General features: G+C 39.8%; 21 protein-coding genes. 10 read left to right on the top strand and 11 right to left on the bottom strand.

Features of this window, described 5'->3' with window-relative positions; genetic code table 11:
* The first annotated feature begins 23 nt into the window (after positions 1-23).
* The 4 genes from BUC20_RS13585 (at position 24) to BUC20_RS13570 (ending at position 2,298) form a co-directional block, all read left to right on the top strand.
* Positions 24-485, top strand: coding sequence for a DUF1569 domain-containing protein (locus BUC20_RS13585; RefSeq protein WP_073231540.1), 462 nt, complete (start codon positions 24-26; stop codon positions 483-485).
* A 4-nt stretch (positions 486-489) separates the two neighbouring features.
* Positions 490-1,038, top strand: a complete 549-nt coding sequence (locus BUC20_RS13580) for a GNAT family N-acetyltransferase (RefSeq protein ID WP_073231834.1) — start codon at positions 490-492, stop codon at positions 1,036-1,038.
* 301 nt (positions 1,039-1,339) lie between these two features.
* Positions 1,340-1,813 carry a hypothetical protein gene (locus BUC20_RS13575; protein WP_073231539.1) on the top strand — a complete coding sequence of 158 codons (474 nt, stop codon included), beginning with the start codon at positions 1,340-1,342 and terminating at the stop codon, positions 1,811-1,813.
* Positions 1,814-1,815: 2 nt separating this feature from the next.
* The gene (locus tag BUC20_RS13570; protein ID WP_073231538.1) at positions 1,816-2,298 is read left to right on the top strand and encodes a hypothetical protein; all 483 of its coding nucleotides are present in this window, start codon (positions 1,816-1,818) and stop codon (positions 2,296-2,298) included.
* Here BUC20_RS13570 and BUC20_RS13565 read toward each other — a convergent pair.
* The gene (locus BUC20_RS13565; protein WP_073231537.1) at positions 2,278-3,771 is read right to left on the bottom strand and encodes a sensor histidine kinase; all 1,494 of its coding nucleotides are present in this window, start codon (positions 3,769-3,771) and stop codon (positions 2,278-2,280) included. The two genes, BUC20_RS13570 and BUC20_RS13565, sit on opposite strands and share 21 nt — an antisense overlap.
* Positions 3,772-3,952: 181 nt before the next feature.
* On the opposite strand from BUC20_RS13565, the gene BUC20_RS13560 reads away from it, so the two are divergent.
* Positions 3,953-4,333, top strand: a complete 381-nt coding sequence (locus tag BUC20_RS13560; RefSeq protein ID WP_073231536.1) for a hypothetical protein — start codon at positions 3,953-3,955, stop codon at positions 4,331-4,333.
* Positions 4,334-4,406: 73 nt separating this feature from the next.
* On the opposite strand, the gene BUC20_RS13555 is transcribed toward BUC20_RS13560, so the two are convergent.
* From BUC20_RS13555 to BUC20_RS13520, 8 genes are all read right to left on the bottom strand, one after another.
* The gene (locus BUC20_RS13555; protein ID WP_073231535.1) at positions 4,407-5,432 is read right to left on the bottom strand and encodes a DUF4302 domain-containing protein; all 1,026 of its coding nucleotides are present in this window, start codon (positions 5,430-5,432) and stop codon (positions 4,407-4,409) included.
* A 20-nt stretch (positions 5,433-5,452) separates the two neighbouring features.
* Positions 5,453-6,313: a substrate import-associated zinc metallohydrolase lipoprotein gene (locus tag BUC20_RS13550; protein WP_073231534.1), complete on the bottom strand. Its 861-nt coding sequence runs from the start codon at positions 6,311-6,313 to the stop codon at positions 5,453-5,455.
* A 1-nt stretch (position 6,314) separates the two neighbouring features.
* Positions 6,315-7,751, bottom strand: a complete 1,437-nt coding sequence (locus BUC20_RS13545) for a RagB/SusD family nutrient uptake outer membrane protein (RefSeq protein ID WP_073231533.1) — start codon at positions 7,749-7,751, stop codon at positions 6,315-6,317.
* A gap of 10 nt (positions 7,752-7,761) precedes the next feature.
* Positions 7,762-11,316: a SusC/RagA family TonB-linked outer membrane protein gene (locus BUC20_RS13540; protein WP_159441100.1), complete on the bottom strand. Its 3,555-nt coding sequence runs from the start codon at positions 11,314-11,316 to the stop codon at positions 7,762-7,764.
* A gap of 180 nt (positions 11,317-11,496) precedes the next feature.
* Positions 11,497-12,627, bottom strand: coding sequence for a FecR family protein (locus BUC20_RS13535; protein WP_073231531.1), 1,131 nt, complete (start codon positions 12,625-12,627; stop codon positions 11,497-11,499).
* A gap of 109 nt (positions 12,628-12,736) precedes the next feature.
* Positions 12,737-13,324, bottom strand: a complete 588-nt coding sequence (locus tag BUC20_RS13530) for an RNA polymerase sigma factor (protein ID WP_073231530.1) — start codon at positions 13,322-13,324, stop codon at positions 12,737-12,739.
* A gap of 138 nt (positions 13,325-13,462) precedes the next feature.
* Positions 13,463-14,095, bottom strand: coding sequence for a LysE family translocator (locus BUC20_RS13525; RefSeq protein WP_073231529.1), 633 nt, complete (start codon positions 14,093-14,095; stop codon positions 13,463-13,465).
* Between the two features lie 77 nt (positions 14,096-14,172).
* Positions 14,173-14,619: a DUF1569 domain-containing protein gene (locus BUC20_RS13520; RefSeq protein ID WP_073231528.1), complete on the bottom strand. Its 447-nt coding sequence runs from the start codon at positions 14,617-14,619 to the stop codon at positions 14,173-14,175.
* A 263-nt stretch (positions 14,620-14,882) separates the two neighbouring features.
* Here BUC20_RS13520 and BUC20_RS13515 point away from each other — a divergent pair, with 263 nt between their 5' ends.
* Complete coding sequence (locus BUC20_RS13515; protein ID WP_073231527.1) at positions 14,883-15,563, top strand: hypothetical protein; 681 nt, start codon at positions 14,883-14,885, stop codon at positions 15,561-15,563.
* 24 nt (positions 15,564-15,587) lie between these two features.
* Complete coding sequence (locus tag BUC20_RS13510) at positions 15,588-16,289, top strand: carboxypeptidase-like regulatory domain-containing protein (RefSeq protein ID WP_073231526.1); 702 nt, start codon at positions 15,588-15,590, stop codon at positions 16,287-16,289.
* Positions 16,290-16,420: 131 nt separating this feature from the next.
* On the opposite strand, the gene BUC20_RS13505 is transcribed toward BUC20_RS13510, so the two are convergent.
* Complete coding sequence (locus tag BUC20_RS13505) at positions 16,421-17,065, bottom strand: hypothetical protein (RefSeq protein ID WP_073231525.1); 645 nt, start codon at positions 17,063-17,065, stop codon at positions 16,421-16,423.
* 129 nt (positions 17,066-17,194) lie between these two features.
* Here BUC20_RS13505 and BUC20_RS13500 point away from each other — a divergent pair, with 129 nt between their 5' ends.
* From BUC20_RS13500 to BUC20_RS13490, 3 genes are all read left to right on the top strand, one after another.
* Positions 17,195-18,469, top strand: coding sequence for a hypothetical protein (locus tag BUC20_RS13500; protein WP_073231524.1), 1,275 nt, complete (start codon positions 17,195-17,197; stop codon positions 18,467-18,469).
* A gap of 49 nt (positions 18,470-18,518) precedes the next feature.
* A complete protein-coding gene (locus tag BUC20_RS13495; protein WP_073231523.1) occupies positions 18,519-18,881 on the top strand; it encodes a nuclear transport factor 2 family protein in 363 nt (120 codons plus the stop codon).
* Positions 18,882-19,019: 138 nt separating this feature from the next.
* The gene (locus BUC20_RS13490; protein ID WP_073231522.1) at positions 19,020-20,009 is read left to right on the top strand and encodes a hypothetical protein; all 990 of its coding nucleotides are present in this window, start codon (positions 19,020-19,022) and stop codon (positions 20,007-20,009) included.
* Positions 20,010-20,021: 12 nt separating this feature from the next.
* Here the strand turns inward: BUC20_RS13490 and BUC20_RS13485 are convergent, their stop codons facing one another.
* Positions 20,022-21,305: an erythromycin esterase family protein gene (locus tag BUC20_RS13485; RefSeq protein ID WP_073231521.1), complete on the bottom strand. Its 1,284-nt coding sequence runs from the start codon at positions 21,303-21,305 to the stop codon at positions 20,022-20,024.
* Positions 21,306-21,322 lie beyond the last annotated feature (17 nt).

The following is a 21,322-nucleotide window of genomic DNA, read 5'->3' as shown; positions in this document are numbered from 1 at the left end:
TTTTTATAGCAAAAACCAAACAAATGGCCTTACCGAATATTTTCAGTCAACCTGTTTCCGATGGCATCATTCAGCGGATAAATACACTCCATTCTGCAAGTCCGGCACAATGGGGTAAAATGAATGTTTCACAGATGCTTGCGCATTGCAGTGTAACTTACGAACTGGTCTATGAGCAGGATAAACATCCCAAACCAGGTGCATTTATGAAGTTCATTCTGAAAATGCTGGCGAAGAATAAGGTAGTTGGCGAAGCGCCTTTCAAACAAGGTGGCCCCACTGCTCCGGCCTTTATTATAAAGGGCGACAAAGATTTCGAGGCGGAGAAAGCCCGTTTGATCAGTTTCATCCAAAAGACCCAGCAATTGGGTGAAGATCAGTTTGATGGAAAAGAATCCCATTCGTTCGGAATACTGAATAAAACAGAGTGGAACAACATGTTTTATAAGCACCTCAATCATCACTTAACACAGTTTGGTGCTTAAAAAAATGCCTGGAATCATCAATATTTGTGAAGAAAGGTTAATCATCCGGGATTTAAACGAGACCGATCTCCTCTTTGTTCATGGTCTGCATTCTATTGCTGAAGTTCAGCAATATGCAACAATGGACCTTCCCGAATCAATTGCAGATTCAGCGGATTACCTGAACATATATATTGAGCAACAAAATATTTCCCCGAGAAAGGAATACGGCTTTTGCATCACTTTAGCCGATCAGACCAGAGTTGGTCTGATCGGTTTAAGCAATCATTCCAGGAAGTTTCAGAATGCAGAATTGTGGTTTAAGTTATCTCCTGAATATTGGGGAAAGGGATACGCAGCTGAAGCCATATCCGCATTGTTTAAATTTGGTTTTAAGCAATTGTTATTACATAGGATTGAAGCGGGTGTATCCACAGAAAACAAGCCATCTATCCGTGTTTTAGAAAAGACAGGAATGAAAAGAGAAGGACTACGCAGGAAAATCCTTCCCATAAGAGGCGAATGGAAAGACAATTACCATTATGCCATATTGGAAGAAGAGTTCCATGTATAGAAGTTCTTCTCATAAACGGCTTCTCTTTTAATGTAAATACCGGGGATCTATCTGTTTTCCAATACAGGCGAAAATAGTTTTCCTACAATCCCGGACATCAGGCACACAACTACAAGACAATCAGCACTCTCTTTATTAACCAATAACTTAACTTGTTACCAGCAGGTTATAAATACCTATTTATTTTATATAACCTTTGGCATCAACTTTGTAAATAGAGATTTTCTCTTTGATGAAAAAGAACATATTTTAACAAACTCTATTATTATTATTTCAATCTTAAACGCTTAATCATTCCATTATGAACAACTACAAATACTTTGAACAAGAAGGCAACAAGTACCACCTGAAAACACAATTCGTTTTTATCGGATTTATTGGCGGCCTTTTTTTGCTGGGCGGACTTGCATTGATCTTTACTAAAGGGGCTACCGACAAAGCCAATATGTGGATAGGCATTGGTATGGCGGTATTAGGCGCGATGTCTTTACTACGTCTGACGGCAAAAACTACCATAGATATGCAATCCAATCAGATTCTGATGAAAAAGAATTTCCTTGCTTCTGAAGTTGCATACAGCCTTGAAAACTTCGAAACTTTCCTTGTTTCGAGTACAGTATCCCTATTTGGATTAACGATGAATGGTGCTGGATGTATGGTACTCAACATCAATGGAAAAGAAAAAATCCTGGTCCTTAACCATTCTATTTTTACCGTAAAGCCATTGAACAATATGGTTAATGAAGCTTTACAGATCATGAAGCTTGAAGATTAATTATGGCACTCTATAATTTAGAAATCTCAGGTAACCGGATGAGTTTTCAGCCTAACCTGAGCATGTTCACTAAGATCAGAATATTCTTATTTGTGATTTTTTTATCCTTTGCTGTCGTTCCTTTTTTACCGATAGGGTTTGATGTAAAACGGATCATTTATCTTATTGCGGCTGGTATGTGCTGTTATGTGGTTTACGACTTTGTGTTCGTTGCTAAAGTGACCATGATTTTTGATAAAAATACCCGTAAAGTCTATAAGAAAATACCGGGTCTCTTTACCAAGACCCTCATGAATTTCGAAGAGGTAAGATTGGTGAATGACACCAGTTACGGAACATTAATGTATACCATTGGTGCCAAGACCAGTCGTTTTGTAAAAAATTACCCTATTAGTGAGGATTTTTCAGACAATAAGAAAGGAATAAAAAAACAGGAAGAGTTCGAAGCTGTGATTTTGAATCCCCTATTGGAGTTCATTAAGTAGCGGCAACTCGAAGGAGAAAGTTGATCCCACACCGGGTGTACTGTCTACCCAGATTTTACCCTGATGACGGCCGATGATTTCCTTACTGATATAAAGCCCGATACCTAAGCCTGATGCATTGCCATTAGGCTTTTTTATTTGATAAAATCTTGAAAATATCTCTTCCTGCTCCGGCAACGCTATTCCTGGTCCGAAATCCTGTACAGAAAGCTGAACCTTCCGGCTTTCATTTACGACCCGGATGAGGACTTTTCTGGCATTTGGTGCATACCTGATCGCATTGGAAATCAGATTAATGATTACCTGTTCAATCCGTTGCCTGTCGGCATAAATACTCAGGGGCAACACCTCCTGATCCAGAACGATGTCGTGCGACAAGTGATTCTGCTGCATCACCTCAATGATTTCATTTAACAGGCCACTGAGGTCAAAACTGGTAAAGGTATAGGGTAGTTTACCAGTCTGAATTTTCGTCACATCCAAAAGATCCGCAATCAGCGAAGTCAGTTTCCCCACCTGATTTCTTGCTTTTGAAACCAGCATTTTATCTTTGTCGTCCAGCAATAATGAACGTTGTACCAATTGTAAAAAGGCATCAATACTCGTGACCGGCGTTTTCAGCTCATGACTCGCCATTCCAATAAACTCATCCTTTTTAGCATTCATGGCCTGGATATCATTGTATAGTTTTTGCAACTGGGCTTCCGACTCCTTCTGCAGACTAATATCCCTTGCAATTTTAGATGCCCCAATGATACGGCCATTGCGGTCCCTTATTGGTGATACTGTAAGCGAAATAGGGATGCTACTTCCATTTTTAGTAATACGAATGGTTTCAAAATGTTCAATGGGCCTGTTATTCCGGACCCGCTCGATGATCAGCTGCTCTTCATCCAAACGATCTTTTGGAATCAATATAGAAATGTGCTTTCCCAGCATTTCCTCTTCCGTATAACCAAATAGCTTTTCTGCACCATGGTTCCAGCTCATGATGATCCCCTCCAGTGTTTTACTAACGATGGCATCTTCCGAAAACTCTATGATTGCGGCCAGCATGGCCTGTCTCTTCTCTCCTTGTCTTTGTTCGGTAATGTCCTGCAGGGTATTTACGGCTCCCTTAAGTACTCCGGACGCATCAAACAGTGGAACCGGGCTTGGCAGGATATTTCTCTTTGTCCCATCCGGACACAGGATGATGATCTCCTCATCTTCCACCGGCTGTCCCTCTTTGAGGGTACGGGCCATGGGACAGCTATCGAGCACCATGGGTGTTCCATCCGGATGGAAAATCTTCCAGGAGCCACACCAGAGTTCTTTTCCAAGTTCCGGCTCCCTACCCCATAATTTTACAGCAGCCTTATTAAAGAAAGTCACATATCCCAAATGATCGCAGGTATAAATTGCTACCGGCAAGCCGTCTAGCAATTCAATAGGTAACAAGCCGGGTAACTGAGCGGAGGGGTTTGTGATCATCTTATGATTGCAGTCGATTTAGGTCTAAAGTAATGGTATAAACACTATTTTTTCAAAAATGTTTATCAATTAGGTTATTTACACAAATTTTCAGCCATCGGGAAAACTAAAAGAAAAAAATGCCTGCAATTATCCCTGATATTTATTCTGAATACTAAATTTGAATATAATCTATAAAAATATGAAAAAGTATAAAGTCCTTTTATTGCTCTGTTTTTTAGTTGTTTGCGGGAGCACTTTTGGACAAAGTCAGGCCAATAAAAGCTGGCCAGGATTTTGGGCGAAATTTAGTACGGCCGTCAACAAAAAGGATACTCAAAGCCTGAGGAAAGTGATGTCTGACGATTTCTTTGATGGTGGTGGCGGCGGCACTGCAGATCAATGGTTAACGTCTATGCAAACCAACAACTCCTGGACCTTTTATAAGCCTATAGTCGCCAAAGGCACTAAAGTAGGAAAATGTGATGTTCCCTGCCGTTCTACGAAAGATGGTTATTTATTGTTTGAATACAGAAAAGGAAAATGGTTGTGGGTTGGTCTTGGCGGTGAAGGGCAGGATTAATCTTTAAAATACAAACAGCGCCCGATTTTTCAATTCCGGGCGCTGTCATTAATTAATGGAAGACTACTTCTGTTTAATTGAAATTTCTGTACTCTCCTGTAATGTATTCCTTTCCTGATTTGTCATAAGAAGCGACCTTAATGGTCACATTGGTCCCTGTTCTAATCACCTCATTGATCACCAAATACGGAGTTTTGATGCTTTTGGCGAATTTATCCGTACTAGCCCAGGTATTTGCGTCCCTCTCATAAAAAGGAATAAAATATAAAGCGTTATGTCCTTGTCTTGCTACCGGATAATCTTCATAATCATCACTAATCGTCCCTTTGCTATAATTAACATAAGCGTAAAAAAGATAAAACTTATCAAATACATTTGCGGAGGCATTGCTATAAAATGGATCGCCATTCAATTGCCACGAATTCAAAACGCCGTCAAAACCGGGACCAAAATGAGAACCTATACTTACCTTTTCCCCTGTAGGAATATAATTGAGTGTTAACACACTATTCGTACTTATAACATTAGCTCTTGCTTCTGTTTTTTTTAGATCTAACAAAAGTGCATCATCTGCCCATTTCCAGTTTTCAGGCCTTTTAAATAATGTATAGATCGGACCTCCCTCCTTTTTGTAAGCTTCACCACTTTTTAGACATTGGATCTTAATACTCTCAGCACCCACTGATAAGACTTTGAATACATAGTCTGTCACATCTCCATATTTTCTATCCATTCTCATCAATGAAGAAACCGCAGAACCTCCGGAAAAGTTAAGCAACACACCTGAAACGCCCTTGTTTATTAGATAAGTAGATTGATTACTAACAGCACTTCCATAAACACTCCTCATTTTTACCATATTTTTAATAGTATCAAATTGCATAACAACAGGGACATAAGCCGTTTCTGCAAGCGTACTTTTGACCATCATTACCCACCCGTTTGCTGATTTACCTAAGGTCTGTTTCAGATCCGCTTCCATTTGCTTTTCCGTACCAACCAATTCCTCCACCGTCGTGGTAATGTTATCTTTTTCACAGGACACAAACAGCACCATCAGCAGCGCTAAAAAGCCTGATATTTTCAGTATATTTTTCATATCTATAAAGATTAAAATGACTATTTTTTGTAAACCAGATCATAAACTATGCTTTGCAGTTTATGCAAATCCATTCCTTTATCCAGGTAAAATTTATTGACCAGGTTATATTTCCTTTTTAACTTTTCATTAGAATTGATCAGCGTGAGCGCATCATTCTTTGGAAATCTCGTGAGGTGTTCTACTGTGGTTGCAAAATCCTCTTCCGGTGCAAACCCGCCATACTTCCTAAAAAACCCATCCGTTACTGCTTGAGGTTCTGTTTTGGTATTCCATGCCTCTTTATAATAAGTTCCTATAGAGATCCGGTCAAAAATCTCCCCTCTGCCATATTTTACATCCTGATTATGTGCATGTTCATGCCATAAGGTCACCACATGATCATGTACCGCTGCTTTATTTGACAAATCCAGGTTATTGACTCCACCCATTCCCAAACGATAGAATTGACCGTTAAAACCAGCTCCTGCAGCAATATCTGTATTGGTAGGATGGCCATGATAATATCCTCCCATCAGGATAAATTCTATTGGTGTTTCTCTCTTGAAATAATCAGGGAAATTTTTCTTTAAAGGTTCGAGCCATAACGTTTTCATCACCTTTCTCGTATAAGCCAGGGCTTTATCATAAGTAGGAGGATAATAAAAATCATTGGGTCTGATCACCTGAGGGGTGTACTCGTATACAATTTTCACCCCATAATCCCTATAAATCGTATCACACAGGGAATCCAGCGCATTCCATTTTTCTTTCGGTTTATTGATGATTGCAAAATAATCCAGATTCTCCTTTTCCAGGGTAACTTTATCTTCTTTACTACAAGAAAGGAAACTGCTGATGCCTGCTAAAATCAATAAGGTATATATAAATAGCTTTTTCATGTTATCTGGGATTTAATTGATTTTCTAAAACCGGATTTCCAATTCTTGCATTCACCGGAATCTGTAATGCAGATCTTTTATCATCTTTAACAAGGGTGGCATCAATCACACTGGAATTTTGATCCATCTTATGCTCCACAGTGAGGCCGAGACGTTTGATGTCATACCACCTCAATCCTTCAGACAAGAATTCAATGCGACGCTCCTTATAAATTTCTATCAGCAATTGCGCATTACTCATCCCCGCGGTATTTAAGGGACTATACTTCTCCAAACGTACTTTTCTTAGATCTTCCAGATCAAGGATTGCATTGGCAGGATTGGGAGCAGTTCCTCTAAGGTTTGCTTCTGCGCGGCTTAGCAAAACTTCTTCCATATTAAAATACACATACCTGGAAGTCTGCCATCCTGTATTGTTTTTAATAATGTAAGTAGACTTATCAATCACCGTACCTGCATTAGCCGTAATCTTGTTCCTGAAATCATTGTCTGTTAATTGCGCTACAACGTCCGGTGCCAGATAAAATCCACCCCAATTGTTCCCTATCGGATGATGCACATATTCGGACTGCACGGCCATAATAATATTTGGATGAGAAGAAGGATCATTAAATTGTTGTGCATAGAAAGCCCAGCCCGACTTCAACAAGACATCATAGTCTGTTTTAAGGCTTCTCAATACCCTTCCTTTTTGTCCGATTGCCTTATCCGCATACTGCACAGTTTTTTCAAAATCATTTTTGTACAAACTAAGCCTGGTGGCAAATGCATAAGCCGCCCCCATAGAAAAGCGATAAGGATTGGTAGGAACAGCGGCCGGATTTTTTTCATAGATGTCAATTGCTTTATACAAATCTGCTTCTACCTGATCATAAACTTCTTTTACAGTCGATCTGGAATAGGTCGGCCTGTTTTCCTTGTTCACTTCAAGAATCAGTGGTACTGCCATGTCCGTTGCATAAGTAGAGGGGTTGTAATGCATCCCAAAAATATTGGTCAGGATGAAGTAGCAATATGACCTTATCAATAGGGCTTCCGCCATCACAACCTGCTTTTCAGCAGTTCCTCCACCACCTGTAAGCACCCCTTCTATCACCAGGTTTGCCATATAGATTTTATTGTATAAATGAGTGTAGGCCGTTGCCGGAGAAGTGTAGTTTAAAGTATATTGGTAATCATCCTTATACATATACATTGGAATATACAACGGCTTCCAGGCATCCTGCATTAAATTCGGCACCAGCTTATAATTGTCCGTCAAAACCTCATTAAACAAGTCGTAACGAGTTGGGTATGATTTTTTAACAATACCAGCGTAATCTTCTATATTTTTGAGTTCCAACCTGTTGTCGAATGGCTCATTCAGAAACTTTTTACAAGAGGTCAGTGTGGCAGTGCACATCAAAAACAAGAGTGCACTAAATAAATACTTTTTCATAGTTATATAATTAAAAACCAACGCTTAAACGGAATGAATAGGTTCTTGGATTGGGTAAGTTTACCCCGGTGATATAGGTATCAGGGTCAACGCCCCTTAACCTTTTACTTCCCCAAAAAGCAATGTTATTAGCAGAAACAGAGAAACGGGCGCTTTTAAATGCCGGTATTCCTGACAGCATCTTCGGACTTAAGCTATAGCTCAACATCAGCTCGCTTAACCTGAAATGACTCGCATCAACTACACGTTCCGTACTTCTGTTATAGGCTACATCATCTATCGCAAAAAATGTAGAAATGTAACTTTGCTGTACCGTAGTCAATAGTCCCGGAATGTTGGTTTGAGACTCATTGCCTGGTGTTCGCCACATGTAATTCAGATCTGCACTTTTGGAAGTATTATCATCATAACTCAGTTTAGCTATCGGATCCTTGAAAACTTTATGCCCTAAAGCATAGGTCACAAAAGCTCTGAATTCTAATCGTTTATACGAAAAATTTGCAGAAAAAGATCCTGTGGTTGTGGGTGTTCTTGATCCCATATACTGAATCAACGACCGGTTTCTTTCAGAAGGAAGAATATCCTTTACCACTTTATCTCCATTAAAGAAAGTGGGTCTTCCCAGTTCATTCAAGCCTGCGAATCTGAAGGCGTACAAGCCTTCCAATGGATAACCATTTAATCCGTATCCAATTGGTCTGGTAATGGTGGTTAAATTGATCGAAGCCAGTTCACCATCAACAATTTTGTTTTTAACATATCCAAAGATCAGGTTAAAACCTAACCTGAAATCCTGGCTTTTCAGTACATTCCGGATACCGATAGTAATGTCCAGACCTTTGTTTTTCATACTGGCCCAATTGATTTGTTTGGTGGTAAATCCTTCTTCCAGTGAAGTATTAAAGCCGGTAATCAAATCTTTATTATTTCTGTTATAGAATTCTATTGATCCCGAAACATTGTTATCAAACAAGCCAAAATCCAATCCAAGATTGGTGACATAATCACGTTCCCAATTCAGATTAAACAATTCCGGAGAAGTAATATTTACACCAATATCATTATTCTGAGTATCATAGCGAACCAGATTGGCATAATTGGCATTTAACATTGGTGAGATCTGAAAAGTATTTCCACGTAATGCATAACTCGTTCTCAGCTTCAATGCACTTATCGTCTTACTGACATTACTGTTTTTAAAGAAGCTTTCCTGATCTACATTCCAGGAGAAACCAAAGGAGTAGTTTGGTAAAAATTTGGTACGTACGTTTTTACCAAAGATATTGCTGCCATCCAAACGTCCGGCCACTTCCAGGTTATACCTTGAATCAAAGCTATATTGATGAGCCATGTACATACCTACCACATTTTCACGGTTAAATCCTTCAATGTGCAGCAGTTCATTTTCATTCACCGCCCTGACATAGGCCAGCCTTGAAGGAGAAGTTGTACGACCTCCATATTCCAGAAATCCGTAGGCTTTATTGTGCTCATTATTTGTTTCGTCAGAACGAACCTCCATACCAACCAATGAATTCAGGGAATGTTTATTCCAGGTATTATTATAGGTAAGCTGATTTCTTACATTGTAAAACTCGCTGGTAGAATTGTTCGTTGTTCTGATTCCGCCAACAGGCAAAATGGTTGCCTTGATGGCATTCGGATCATTTGGATCCAGATACAACAGGTTATTTGCATCTCTTAAGCTGTTGTTATAATCTACCCGATAAGCATTTGCCAGGTTTGACCTTTCTGTTGCTGTTTGCGACCTGTTGTTTACCGTAGCACGTATCGAGCCTGTAAACTCATAAGTCAGGTGGGGCGTAATTTTAACTGTTGGTTTTATCATCAAACGGAATTCCTGAGCCTTTAATACGGCAAAATTTTCCTTTAGCTCCTGAACAATATTAAATGGAGCCAGGTTATTTAAATAAAATTTCGGGCTTCCATCCTCGTTATAAGGATACATTGCCCTACTCGTATTGGCGGCATAAGAACCGGGATTAATTTCAAATGTTCTGGAGATGTCTCCATAAGTAGTAGTGGCATTCTGAGTTCCCGGTGTATTCTGATCCCTGCGTACATAATTGGCATTAATGTCAATACTCAGGGCTTTACCAATGTTCAATACCTGTCTGAAATCCGTCGTATACCGGGTATTTTTGAAACCCATAGACTGCCCGTTATCATTCACATAACTTCCGGATATATAATAAGTACTTTTCTCACTTCCTCCGGAAAATGATAAATTATGCTCCTGTACCAGGTTATTTTTGAACAGCACATCAAACCAATTCGTATTCATTGTGGCCGACTTATCCAGTTCCTGATAAGACTGGGCCAATGTAGTCTCTCTTAAACCATACCTTCTGAATGCTTCTGTTAAAGAACCTGTTCTGGCCGGCCAATTGGCGTTTGAGAAATACCCCGCATCATAAAGACGTTTGTATAAATTCATTTCCTCTGCCGAATTCATCAGGTTATAGTTATTGATGTTTGGTTTGAGGCCGATGTTAAAAGCAACATTATAATTAATGCTCATTTTTCCCGCAACGCCTTTTTTGGTGGTAATCGAAACCACACCATTTGCAGCACGTGTTCCGTACAATGAAGTTGCAGCACCATCTTTTAAAATGGAGATGTCTTCGATATCCTGCGCATTTAATCCGGCGATGGCAGATCCCAATAATGCGGCCGCATCTCCCGAGTACAGCTGACTGGCACTGATATTTGAAGGAGAAGAAATCGGAATTCCGTTTAATACATATAAAGGTTCCTGATTGGCGGAAATAGAAGCATTTCCACGGATTCTGATCTTCGGAGAAGTACCAAAGGTTCCGGATACGTTCTGTACCGCTACCCCTGCTGCTGCACCCTGCAACATTCTGGAAACGTCAATATAGCCTGTCCTGTCGAACACCTGTTTATCGATCTGCACCACCGATCCTGTGAATTTTCTTTTGTCGATCTTCTGGAAACCGGTAATTACAATCTCATCCAGTTTCTGATCATTGTTCTGCAAGACCACTTTCATTACATTACTGCTGGCAGGCAATTCTCTTGATACATAACCTACATAGCTGAATACCAGTGTTACATTTTCCTGAGCAACTTTCAGGTTAAAATCGCCATTATTGTCTGTGATTGCGTAATTTTTAGTCCCCTTTTCTGTCACTGTAGCACCAGGCAACGGAAGTCCTTTTTCATCAACGATCCGTCCTTTTACAACGATCACCGCCAGCACGGCAGCATCTTTCGTGCCTGCAGACTCCTCTTTTGGAAGAATAAATACCGTTTTATTCTTGATGACATAAGTCAGCTTTTTTGCGGCTAGCAGTCTGTTTAATGCTACTTCCAAAGGAACATTTACCAGGTTTACTTCAGTACGGCTTTCCGCATTTACCTTTTCAGGCTGCCACATGACATCATAAGCGGTTTGCTTTCTGATCTCTGAAAAAAACTCCTTTAAGGTAATATTACTTTTTTTAAGGGTTACATTCTGAGAAAATCCCGCTGCGCTGACCTGCATCATAACGGCCACTGTGAGTATGAAAACTAATCGCATAACTAGCAGAATTTTAGGGACGTACTTTCTCCGTACGTCCAATTTGGTCATAGAAATTTTATACATTTGTTTGGTTTTGGTTAACAGTTGATATTAGAGCAAATTGTATTGGCGAGGTACCAGAACCCGGCCAGTTGTGTTAGTAGCACTACTGGCCTTCGTTCTTTTTACCCTGAGTAATTATTTAGTCACGATGATCCTCCTTCCTTCCAGGGTAAACCGGACTTCTTTACTTAACTCCAGGATCTCGAGGATTTTTGAAACACTGGAATACCGGGATACCGTCCCGCTAAACGTCAGATTTTCCAACCTTGAATCCTTATATACCACTTCTAAATCATACCACCTGGATATATTGCGCATGATGCTGCGTAAATCTTTTTGATCAAATCTGAAATATCCCTCTTTCCAGGAAACCGCTTCCTCCACATCCACCTGTTTCAGCAATATTGAGCCTGACTTCAGCAATGAAGACTGTTCACCGGGTTTAAGAATGATATCTTTATTTATTTTCACTGAACCTTCGAGCAGGGTTGTTTTAATGTTACTTTCATCATTGTAAGCGTTCACATTAAAATGAGTTCCAAGCACTTCTACTTCCTGTTCCTTACTGACCACCACAAAAGCGTGTTCTTTATCCTTTTTCACTTCAAAATATCCCTCACCATCCAACTCTACCCTTCTTTGGGCCAAGCCTGAAAATGTAGAAGGAAATTTCAAAGAAGAGGCGGCGTTTAACCATACACTTGTTCCATCAGGGAGTAACAACCTATATTGTTCTCCATTTGCGGTAGAAAGTGTATTCATCTGATCAGCCGGGCCAGTCTGCTGGTCTTTGATTTCATATACCAGCTGCCCGTCCGCCATTTTTGTGATCACAACACCGGATTCTTTAGCGAGTTCACCATTCAGGGCATTAGAAAGCAATATTTTTTTCCCGTTGGCTAAAGTCAGGGTGGCTGTATTCTTTCCCGGGGCAATGTCATTCGCCTGGGCTATGGATGCATCTGTTTGAGGAGTGTCGTAAACAGTCAGATACAAGAGCGTGCTCAGGCCAATGATCATTGCCGCAGCAGCAGTAAAACGCAGCCATTTCCAATGTTTAACCACTGGTACTGACTTCAGCTGCTCCATTGCTAAAATCTCCTGAAGACCGTTTTCTTTTTTCGCCAACAGGTTTTTTGGATAATCAATGTCAGTATTTTTCTGCGCATTCTGAACATACCAGGATTCCAGCATTCCCTTTTCCTCCGGGCCAGCCTTACCATCCAGGTATTTCTTGATTAATTGTTGTACCTCTTTATCCGTCATGTTAAAGCCAATAAGGGTTTTATAACACTATGGAACTTCAGGTGGGCCTATAGGGGACAAGGTTAAAAAAAATATTTTATGATGGCTCCGGATCCGGCACCTTGTGCTGTTAATGAAGTAAATACAGCATGATGAAAAGCAAAGAATAGGGATCTTCTACCTTCAGCCTCAGTACCTTCAGGGCTCTTTTCACCTGTTCCCTAACCGTACTTTCTGAAATCTCCAGTTGCATGGCGATTTCTTTATGGGACAGATGTTCCTTACGACTAAGGTTAAATATTTCGCGCATCCGGGGAGGCATTCTGTCAATCTCCGATTCAATGGTATTCAGGAGCTCTTTATACCTCAGTTCTTCATCTACATGGTAATTCCCTTCCTCAATAAAAGCGGCAATATCTTTAAAATAGTTTACCTGTATTTTTTGATGACGGATCAGATTAAAGACTTTATTGCGGGCTGCTGTGTACAGATAAGAAGAAAGAGCGCAGTTGAAATCAAGAATAGGCGCACGTTGCCAAATCCAGGTAAAAATTTCCTGAACAACATCTCCTGCGAGATCTTCGTCTTTTACCATTCGCTGAACGTGAAGAAACAGCAATGGCCAGTAACGGTTGTAGATTTCGGTGAAAGCAGCATGATCACCATTCTTCACCAGCTCGACAAGCTCGTCATCAATTCGTTTGCTGTATGCTCCCATCTAGTTGTATCCCAGACTGCAACATACAGAAATTTTACATTAAAATAAAGATGGGTTAACAGAAATAATCTTTTTGAAATCGATTACTTTCTTAAACGGATATATTAAAACAGTGTAGATTAATCTATTTTATCGTTCTTATTTCTTTGATAAAGCTACTTTTAAACCAAGTAAAATGAAGACAATGCCAGTTGTTTTATTCATGATTGCCTCTGCCTTCTTGTTCCTGTTAAAAAGTGCAGCCACTTTACTGCCTAACAGGGCCAGTATTGTACACCAAACCAGGGTAATAAAAAAGATAATAGAGCCCAATAACAGATATGGTATCGGATTATTGATCGAAGAAGCGTTGATAAACTGCGGTAAGAAAGCCAGAAAGAAGATCGCAATCTTAGGGTTTAACACATCACTTAAAAATGCAGTAAACAACATTTTACTGTTTTTTACCGGTTTTGTCTGGCCAGATGTAATTTCAGTCCCTGCTGTTTTTGAGGTAAGGGATTTATAACCGATATAGATCAGGTAAGCTGCACCCAGATATTTAATCAGGCTATAGGCGAATGCAGATTTTGCCAGAATCAGGGACAATCCAAAGGTGGCTGCACAAGTATGCACCAGTAAGCCTAAGCTAACGCCAATTGCAGAATACAAACCTGCTGTTTTTCCCTGAGAAATACTCCGTGTTAACACCATGATCGTGTCTATTCCCGGGGTAATGACTACTATGACTGCAGCAAGAATAAATGCCGCCAGATTTTCCACACCGTACATAATCGTATTTTTAAGCTAAAATAATAATTCTAACGGCAATTATTGGAACTATCTAAAGATAATGACCAGTATTTTCTTTAACTGTTAAACTGTCTGAGGTGATGATCGGTATGTTTATAAACTAAGATTCCAACCTGATCCCTCGTCAATTTTCCAAAAAAAGAATGTACGATATCAGTGCATGGTGCATTTGGATACTCTTCCAGCAAGGCGATCCACTTTTCTCTTTCAGTAGCTACATCTCCATGATTTACTTTCACCTTGAGTTCAGAAAGTGTGGGCACATTTTTCTTGATGGGACTTTCGTTCTGAGTAAATTCTTTTAAAGCCATTTTACCAAACAAACGCCCCAGGAACGCACGGTTATACCTGTTCTTTCCTAACATCATTTCTTCATAGACCGTACAATGCTTTAACATCTGATAGATGTTCATTTTCCCCCATTGGGCGATACTATTTTCATTAAGCGTATTAATCCGTCCTATTAAGCTTGCCCTGGTAGTGTGATCAAATATTGATTTCATCTTTTCTGGATTAGTTTAACCCTATTTGAACACAATACTTTTTCGCACAGGTAAGGGTTAAACAAATGTAACCTCAATATCAGAAACAAATGGGGCGCATTATTGCCATTTAAAGGTGTGATCCCGGACAAACACTTTTATTTCTTTTCTATTCAACACCTCAATCCTCCTCAAGACTTACAGTACGTTATTAAATAAATAAATTTAACAAGAGATCAATTATTATGATATTTTTGCGTCAAAATAAATAAAAAACCATAAATATGAAATCAAAATTTACCATTTTAATCCTAATGCTGGCAGTTCTTACATCCTGCAAAAAAACCACTAATGTTGATGTTAAACTTTCTACCAGCGGAGGACTTACTTACAAACTTACTGATGATGCCGGCAAAGGTCTACCAAACGTAAAGGTCTTTTTATTTGATCGTGCAGACAATTATACAAATACGAACATCCTTTTGGACACCCGTCTGACAGATCAAAATGGTCAGGTTGACTTTGGAGCCCTGAATCCAAACAACTACACGCTTGTTGCGGATTCACCAAAAGTGAACAATGTTGCCTATATGATTCAGGAATATGTTCAGGTAACCACAGGTGCAGTTAAGCAAAAAGAGGTTAAAGTAACCGATTTTTCAGGAAAATTTAATATGACCGTTAAGTCCTACAACAATAATCAACCCTTAAAAAATATTGGTGTAATCCTGATTCCATCAAATAGGTTCAATTACTCCTCATCAACAACTGCCAATTTAAAAGTTGCAGAATTTTCAGGACTAACGAACGAAGCTGGTGTAATCACGTTCAAGATTCCTTCCAACAAACATTACAGTGTATATCTTTATAATTCAGTTACAAATGCTTCCTATAATCAGAATAACAGTGCACATGTACAAAAAGATGCTACTGCCAGCTATTCTGCGACTATCTATCAACCATAAACACGCTTATTTCTTTATAAGAATATGAAATGTAAAACCATACTTCTACTCGGGTTATCGATACTGGTACTCTCTTGTAAGAAGATTACAAATGTTAAGGTGACTGATGCTGTCAGTACGGGAAATCTGAGTTACAAAATTGTTGATGATTCGGGAAATGGCTTAGCTGGTGTTAAGGTTTCACTTTACGACAGCAGGATTAGTTACAGTACAAGCACTCCGAATCCTAACGCATTGGTTGATTCCATAAGAACCAATCAGGAGGGAATCGCCTATTTTTCGAATCTGTTACCTAAAAGTTATCTGGTAACAGCGGATTCTCCTGTTGTCAATAAGATTAAATACCGCACCGATGAATTCATTCAGATTGTTGCCGATACCAGGAAAGAAAAGACCATTCAAGCCAGCTCATTTTCAGGGCTTTTAAACATCAGACTGATCTCTGAAAATGATCGCAGGACTCCTTTAAAGAACCTGGGTGTAGTAGCTTATCCACTCAAAAGTGTTCAGCCTAATTCAGATAATGTCACCAATATTATAAAAGCAGCTCCTCTTAAAGGCCTGACTGATGAAAACGGATTTGTATCGATTAAAGTTCCGTCGAATATTGCGTTCGGTCTCATCATATACAATCCGAACAATGGTAATCTTGGCTATGGATATGGCCCTGTTGGCGTTGAAAAAGACAAGACAAACGAGCTTCAGTTATACTCTTTTGCTTTTTAATCATTCTTCATTACCCTGATCAGAAATTAGCGATGAAAACGTAAAGCCAGCCAGCTCTACCGCATGTGGATTTTAAGAACTATATGCAGTAGAGCTGTATTGCCGGTCATCTCCATATCTGACATAAATAATCATTTTGTAATGACCAGATTAGCAAAATCCCCTTTCAAACCAGTGGTCCATAAGCCAATCACTCCTTTCTTTATCGTATTTAAGCGTTTAACACTTAGTGATACTTCCGAAGAATGGTTTACATATACCTGAACCTCATCTGCTTTAACCAGAATCCGGGCATGGAACCAGTCGCTGGCCAAAGGAACGGGTTTTGTTGCGTTCTCATATACCAATGGCTGCTCCTCTCTAAGTCTGTGCCATGGAAAAGCGGGCTCGCTCACATATTGAACGGTATGTTTTCGTCTTAAGCTATCCTCCGATTGGAAATTGAAAGGACGGAAATATACCGCTTCATAGGAAATACTGTCCTTCCCCAGAGCAATGCCCAGAAAGCTCTCCTGAAATACATCTTTTCCTCTGAGGTCCACTTCAATTGTTCCTGTTGAGAATTCCAGATCTTTGATCCAGACAATTCCATTCAGAGACAATCCCTGTTGTTTATCTTTTACCACAGGAGTGACACTTTGTTTAGCTTTGAAGCTCAGTTTCTTTTGTTTTAACGCTTTTCCCAGGTCATATCGGATTTGTTGCTGAGCCGAACAGGCTGTGCCTGTATAAGTCAATAGAATAAATAAGATTTTAAAATAATAATTGCTGTTCATATCTGCTGATTTTTAACTTTATCTAAAACTGGTAAAATCGCCTTTAATAAAGGATTCAACGAGTGTTCAAATTGGTTCAATTTCATTCATACCCTCATATGAAGCAGAAGTAGCTTAATTTTAAAAAAAATGGAAGAAGAGAAAAGACAGCTACAACAATGCAGACAGCACATAGAACAATTGTTAAATTGGGGGAACAGCGACAATTGGCGGGCAGAAGAATATGAAGAACTCAGTCAGAAAATATTCGATAAAACTCAGGTACAACTGAGTGTTTCTACCCTTAAAAGAATTTGGGGAAAAGTGAAATACACCAGCTTTCCTTCACTCGTTACGCTGAATGCCCTGGCCCGTTTTGCAGATTACAATAGCTGGCGGGAATTCAAACTCAGCCAGATCTCTCCGGATCTACCTGTTCAGTCGGTTGGCGTACCACAGGAACAAATAAAACTAAATCCGATGTGGATGATTGCTGCTGCACTTATTTCCTGCCTGCTCCTGCTCTGGGTATCCGCTCGGGAAGGCAAATTATCCGCTCAGGAAGGTAATAAGGAATTGGCAAAATCCAGCAGCTTCAGCAGCAGAAAAGTATCTGACGATTTACCCAACTCAGTGGTGTTTAATTACCATACCAATGCTTCAATTAAAGATTCGGTTTACATCCGCCAATCCTGGGATCCGAAACGGACAAAACAGGTATCCGCCAGCGACAGTATCCATACTTCTATCTATTACCATCCCGGTTACTTCCTTGCTAAACTGATCGTGAATCATTCCATTCTAAAAGAAATACCGGTGTTCATAAAAACAAAAGGCTGGAAAGGTATTATTGACAGAAGTCCGATTCCTGTTTATCTATCAGCATCCGAAATCAGACCTCAGGGTACAATGGGAATCACAGGTGCCTTATTGCAACAGAAAACAGGATCACCTGTATTTAACGGGACCTGGGTTAAATTTTCAAACATTAAAGAATATCCCGGAATTGATGGCGGAAACTTCAGTTTAACGACCACCCTCAGAAATACCTCTACACCGGAACAGTCAGTTTGCCGCAAAGTAAAAGTAGTGATCCTGGGAATCGGAAAGGCCATTGTGATTCCTTTGAGCCATAAAGGGTGTACTGCTGACATCGGGCTGCTGGCTGTGGAAGACTGGATCGAGGGAAAAACCGCAGATCTGAGTAGTTTTGGTTGCGATTTCAATCAATTTCAGCAGTTAAGGTGTGAGCTTAAAGATAAAACACTTCGTGTATATCTCAACGGCAAACAGGTTTTCAGCAAAGCACAAACACACAGTTTAGGGAGGATTGTTGGCCTCCGCCTGGAATTTGAAGGAAGTGGCCAGGTAAAGGACCTGAAACTGGAAAGCCCTGGAACAAAACCTTTTGATGAACATTTTTAGATTTAGATTGTTGTCTACTAGCCAAACAGGTCATTTAATCTTTTTTCATATGAATACTCAGGAAGTAGCAAACAAATTGGTTCAACTTTGCCGTGAAGGTAAAAACGAAGAAGCCATCAATGAGCTTTATCACGATCGTATTGTCAGCAGGGAACCCCAGGGCGCTCACATGGAGCTGACAGAAGGTAAAAAAGCCGTTCTGGACAAAACTCAGCAATGGCTGAATAGTCTGGAGGAAATACACAGCTCAACCATATCGGATCCGGTTGTAGGCGAGAACTTCTTTTCTTGTGTAATGGATATTGATGCTACCTACAAAAAATACGGCAGAATGCCCATGAGTGAGGTTTGCGTTTATGAAGTACAGGATGGTAAGATCGTGTCCGATCAGTTCTTTTATAAAACCAGCTGATCAGTTTTTCAGAAGAGTTTTGCGGCCGTTTGATAATTTCTTTATCAGACGGCCTTTTTGTTTGAAATGAAAAGCTTTTATTTATCTTCGAATTAGATTTACGGCGTTTAGCTATCCGCGGTAATATAAGCTCCCTATATGAATAAATTTAAGCAATCAGCAATCGTTTTATTTTGTCTGGCAAATCTGACTTTAGCTTGTACCTCCGGTCAGAAGAAACAGGAAAAAATTCCTAAACAAAATACCCCGATCTCTAAACCACTGGAAACCGTAATCAAAACCGATAGCCTCAGCACTCCACAACAAACAGTTGATGAACTGATCAGCCTGTTCCAACAGACTCCTTCTTTTGCCGCCCTTGACTCGGTTGAGTATGCCATACAACTCAAACTTCCCGGGCTTCCACTAGAACAACGGTATCAATTATTAGAGCAGTGGCAAACTGCACTGAGCCCTCACATTAATGATCTGGACTTCCGCCAAACTAAGCTTCTGATCCTTTTTGATCAGTTTGAGATTGCATCGATTGATGGTGAGAATGCCTTTAAACGCAGAAAAAGAGTGGAAGCTAAATTCCAGACGAAATTGAATCCTGAGCAAAAGCAAGTCTTCCAGCAACTTATCGATCACCACATTGAAATTATAAATGAAGAAGAGAAAGGAGCTGTTTTTCACCTTAGTCCCAGTTACTGGAAATCCCTGTTTGCCTCACATTTGTTAAAGGATGACCGCAAGTTTTGGGATCAGACCGCAGTGGAAAATGATCCTGTAATTGATTATGATGCCGGATTGGCAATAGACAGGGTAACCCTGGGCGACTGGGCTTTTTACTGGGAGCAGTTCCTGAAGGATTATCCTAAGAGCTATTACAAAAAGATGGCACAATTAAATTACCAGGATTACCTGAACCACCTTTTAGTTGGATTAGAAAACACCCCCACAACGGAAGATGATTCGAACAAACTCTTACCAGATGTAGCCACAGATTTTGAAAAGATCATCAGGCGTCATCCGGGCAGCAATGTTGCCCTTTCCATTGGCGCTTTCAGAAAGACTTTACAGGAATCAAAAGATAAACTGAACCTTTCTAACCTGAGTAAAATATCAATCAGATCCAGCAGCAGATAACGATCTTTTTATTTATCTCCGGAGTTCTTTTGCTGCGCTTGCTTTGTTGAAAAAAACAAAACCATCATAGCCATCCAATATCGATTCCGGAGTAAAACTAAAATTTCCATCTCCCAAAAACCTGGATCCGATAACTCTCAAGCGGTTATTTTTCCTGAAAAACTGCTTAAAGAATTTATTGTCAGCAATTTCAGTAAGATCTAACAGAAAATCTTTAGGCTTACAATCTTTAAAATAGTACTCTATAGAATTTACATTTTCTGATGATGCGAACAGGCGTTCCTGAAAGCCGGGTTTCGTAGATTTAGGATCAAAAATTCTAACCCAGCCCTCATCAAAAGCAAAAGCAAGGTTATAATAATCATTTTTCAATTCTTTTTTCAAATGAGATCCCATTGGCAATCTATAGGGGCGTTTGCTATTGGCAAGATGTGCATTATGTGCCCATACTATCGCCTTTCCGTTTTCCCTCCTGTTTTTTTTCAGCCAAAGTACATTTTCCGCCATGTATTGATCTCTTATATCACTCCTTAGCTGGGCGGAACTATTTAGCCATATTACAGACTGTTCCATCAGTCTTGTAATAAACGTAAACTCCGGATCTGATTGCTTTAGCGCTAATGAAGTTAAACCGGAAACCATTTCCTTAAGAATCACTTGTTCAGCTTTACTAAAACCGAAAGCACCCGTTCTCGTAAAACCGTTTTTGATCGTGATCAGACCATTATGGATTTTCTGATCATTTTTCCCACCATCAGGAAGTATCTGAACTAACTTATCAGCAATGCCCTCCGCATCCTGCATGTCTATTCCAAGAATAGCAACCCGGTCTTTGAGGTCATGTTCTTGATTATATGCTGCAATCCATTCAAACATCCGATAAACCTCATCAGTCTTATAAATGCCGAACAATCCCGACTTTTTAAACCCCTTCAATAGGTCTATCTGCTTTGACTGACGAAAAAGAGTATCAATATTTAAGAGTCCACAGTAACCCGTTTCCATAAAAACAGTTTTAAAATCACCTTGTTTGATGAGCCTTTTTATGATCTCCGATTTACCTTCAAAAATACTCCCCGTTCCATGAGTTGATTCACCTAACCCAACCAGAGCTTTATTCTTTAAAAGATCAATAACCGCTGAATAGTCCCTTACCGAGTCTACTCCTGATGCAATTGGCTTAATGTATTTATTCAGGGAATCAACCGCTATCTGTTTATCCTGCTGTGCAAAAACAGCAGTATTTACCATGCTCATCATCAGGAAAGAGAAGACAAGCCCTTTTATTTTGACCATAAAGTTTAAATAAATTC

It is taken from the genome of Pedobacter caeni (assembly GCF_900129215.1).
Lineage (GTDB): Bacteria > Bacteroidota > Bacteroidia > Sphingobacteriales > Sphingobacteriaceae > Pedobacter > Pedobacter caeni.
Note: the sequence above shows the minus strand (reverse complement) of the source record. Positions and strands in the feature narration are given on the sequence as shown.

Bases quoted from the DNA above. Each gene is read 5' to 3' on its own strand.
- BUC20_RS13585 (WP_073231540.1), top strand. From the start codon at position 24: ATGGCCTTACCGAATATTTTCAGTCAACCTGTTTCCGATGGCATCATT.
- BUC20_RS13580 (WP_073231834.1), top strand. From the start codon at position 490: ATGCCTGGAATCATCAATATTTGTGAAGAAAGGTTAATCATCCGGGAT.
- BUC20_RS13575 (WP_073231539.1), top strand. From the start codon at position 1,340: ATGAACAACTACAAATACTTTGAACAAGAAGGCAACAAGTACCACCTG.
- BUC20_RS13570 (WP_073231538.1), top strand. From the start codon at position 1,816: ATGGCACTCTATAATTTAGAAATCTCAGGTAACCGGATGAGTTTTCAG.
- BUC20_RS13565 (WP_073231537.1), bottom strand. From the start codon at position 3,771: ATGATCACAAACCCCTCCGCTCAGTTACCCGGCTTGTTACCTATTGAA.
- BUC20_RS13560 (WP_073231536.1), top strand. From the start codon at position 3,953: ATGAAAAAGTATAAAGTCCTTTTATTGCTCTGTTTTTTAGTTGTTTGC.
- BUC20_RS13555 (WP_073231535.1), bottom strand. From the start codon at position 5,432: ATGAAAAATATACTGAAAATATCAGGCTTTTTAGCGCTGCTGATGGTG.
- BUC20_RS13550 (WP_073231534.1), bottom strand. From the start codon at position 6,313: ATGAAAAAGCTATTTATATATACCTTATTGATTTTAGCAGGCATCAGC.
- BUC20_RS13545 (WP_073231533.1), bottom strand. From the start codon at position 7,751: ATGAAAAAGTATTTATTTAGTGCACTCTTGTTTTTGATGTGCACTGCC.
- BUC20_RS13540 (WP_159441100.1), bottom strand. From the start codon at position 11,316: ATGCGATTAGTTTTCATACTCACAGTGGCCGTTATGATGCAGGTCAGC.
- BUC20_RS13535 (WP_073231531.1), bottom strand. From the start codon at position 12,627: ATGACGGATAAAGAGGTACAACAATTAATCAAGAAATACCTGGATGGT.
- BUC20_RS13530 (WP_073231530.1), bottom strand. From the start codon at position 13,324: ATGGGAGCATACAGCAAACGAATTGATGACGAGCTTGTCGAGCTGGTG.
- BUC20_RS13525 (WP_073231529.1), bottom strand. From the start codon at position 14,095: ATGTACGGTGTGGAAAATCTGGCGGCATTTATTCTTGCTGCAGTCATA.
- BUC20_RS13520 (WP_073231528.1), bottom strand. From the start codon at position 14,619: ATGAAATCAATATTTGATCACACTACCAGGGCAAGCTTAATAGGACGG.
- BUC20_RS13515 (WP_073231527.1), top strand. From the start codon at position 14,883: ATGAAATCAAAATTTACCATTTTAATCCTAATGCTGGCAGTTCTTACA.
- BUC20_RS13510 (WP_073231526.1), top strand. From the start codon at position 15,588: ATGAAATGTAAAACCATACTTCTACTCGGGTTATCGATACTGGTACTC.
- BUC20_RS13505 (WP_073231525.1), bottom strand. From the start codon at position 17,065: ATGAACAGCAATTATTATTTTAAAATCTTATTTATTCTATTGACTTAT.
- BUC20_RS13500 (WP_073231524.1), top strand. From the start codon at position 17,195: ATGGAAGAAGAGAAAAGACAGCTACAACAATGCAGACAGCACATAGAA.
- BUC20_RS13495 (WP_073231523.1), top strand. From the start codon at position 18,519: ATGAATACTCAGGAAGTAGCAAACAAATTGGTTCAACTTTGCCGTGAA.
- BUC20_RS13490 (WP_073231522.1), top strand. From the start codon at position 19,020: ATGAATAAATTTAAGCAATCAGCAATCGTTTTATTTTGTCTGGCAAAT.
- BUC20_RS13485 (WP_073231521.1), bottom strand. From the start codon at position 21,305: ATGGTCAAAATAAAAGGGCTTGTCTTCTCTTTCCTGATGATGAGCATG.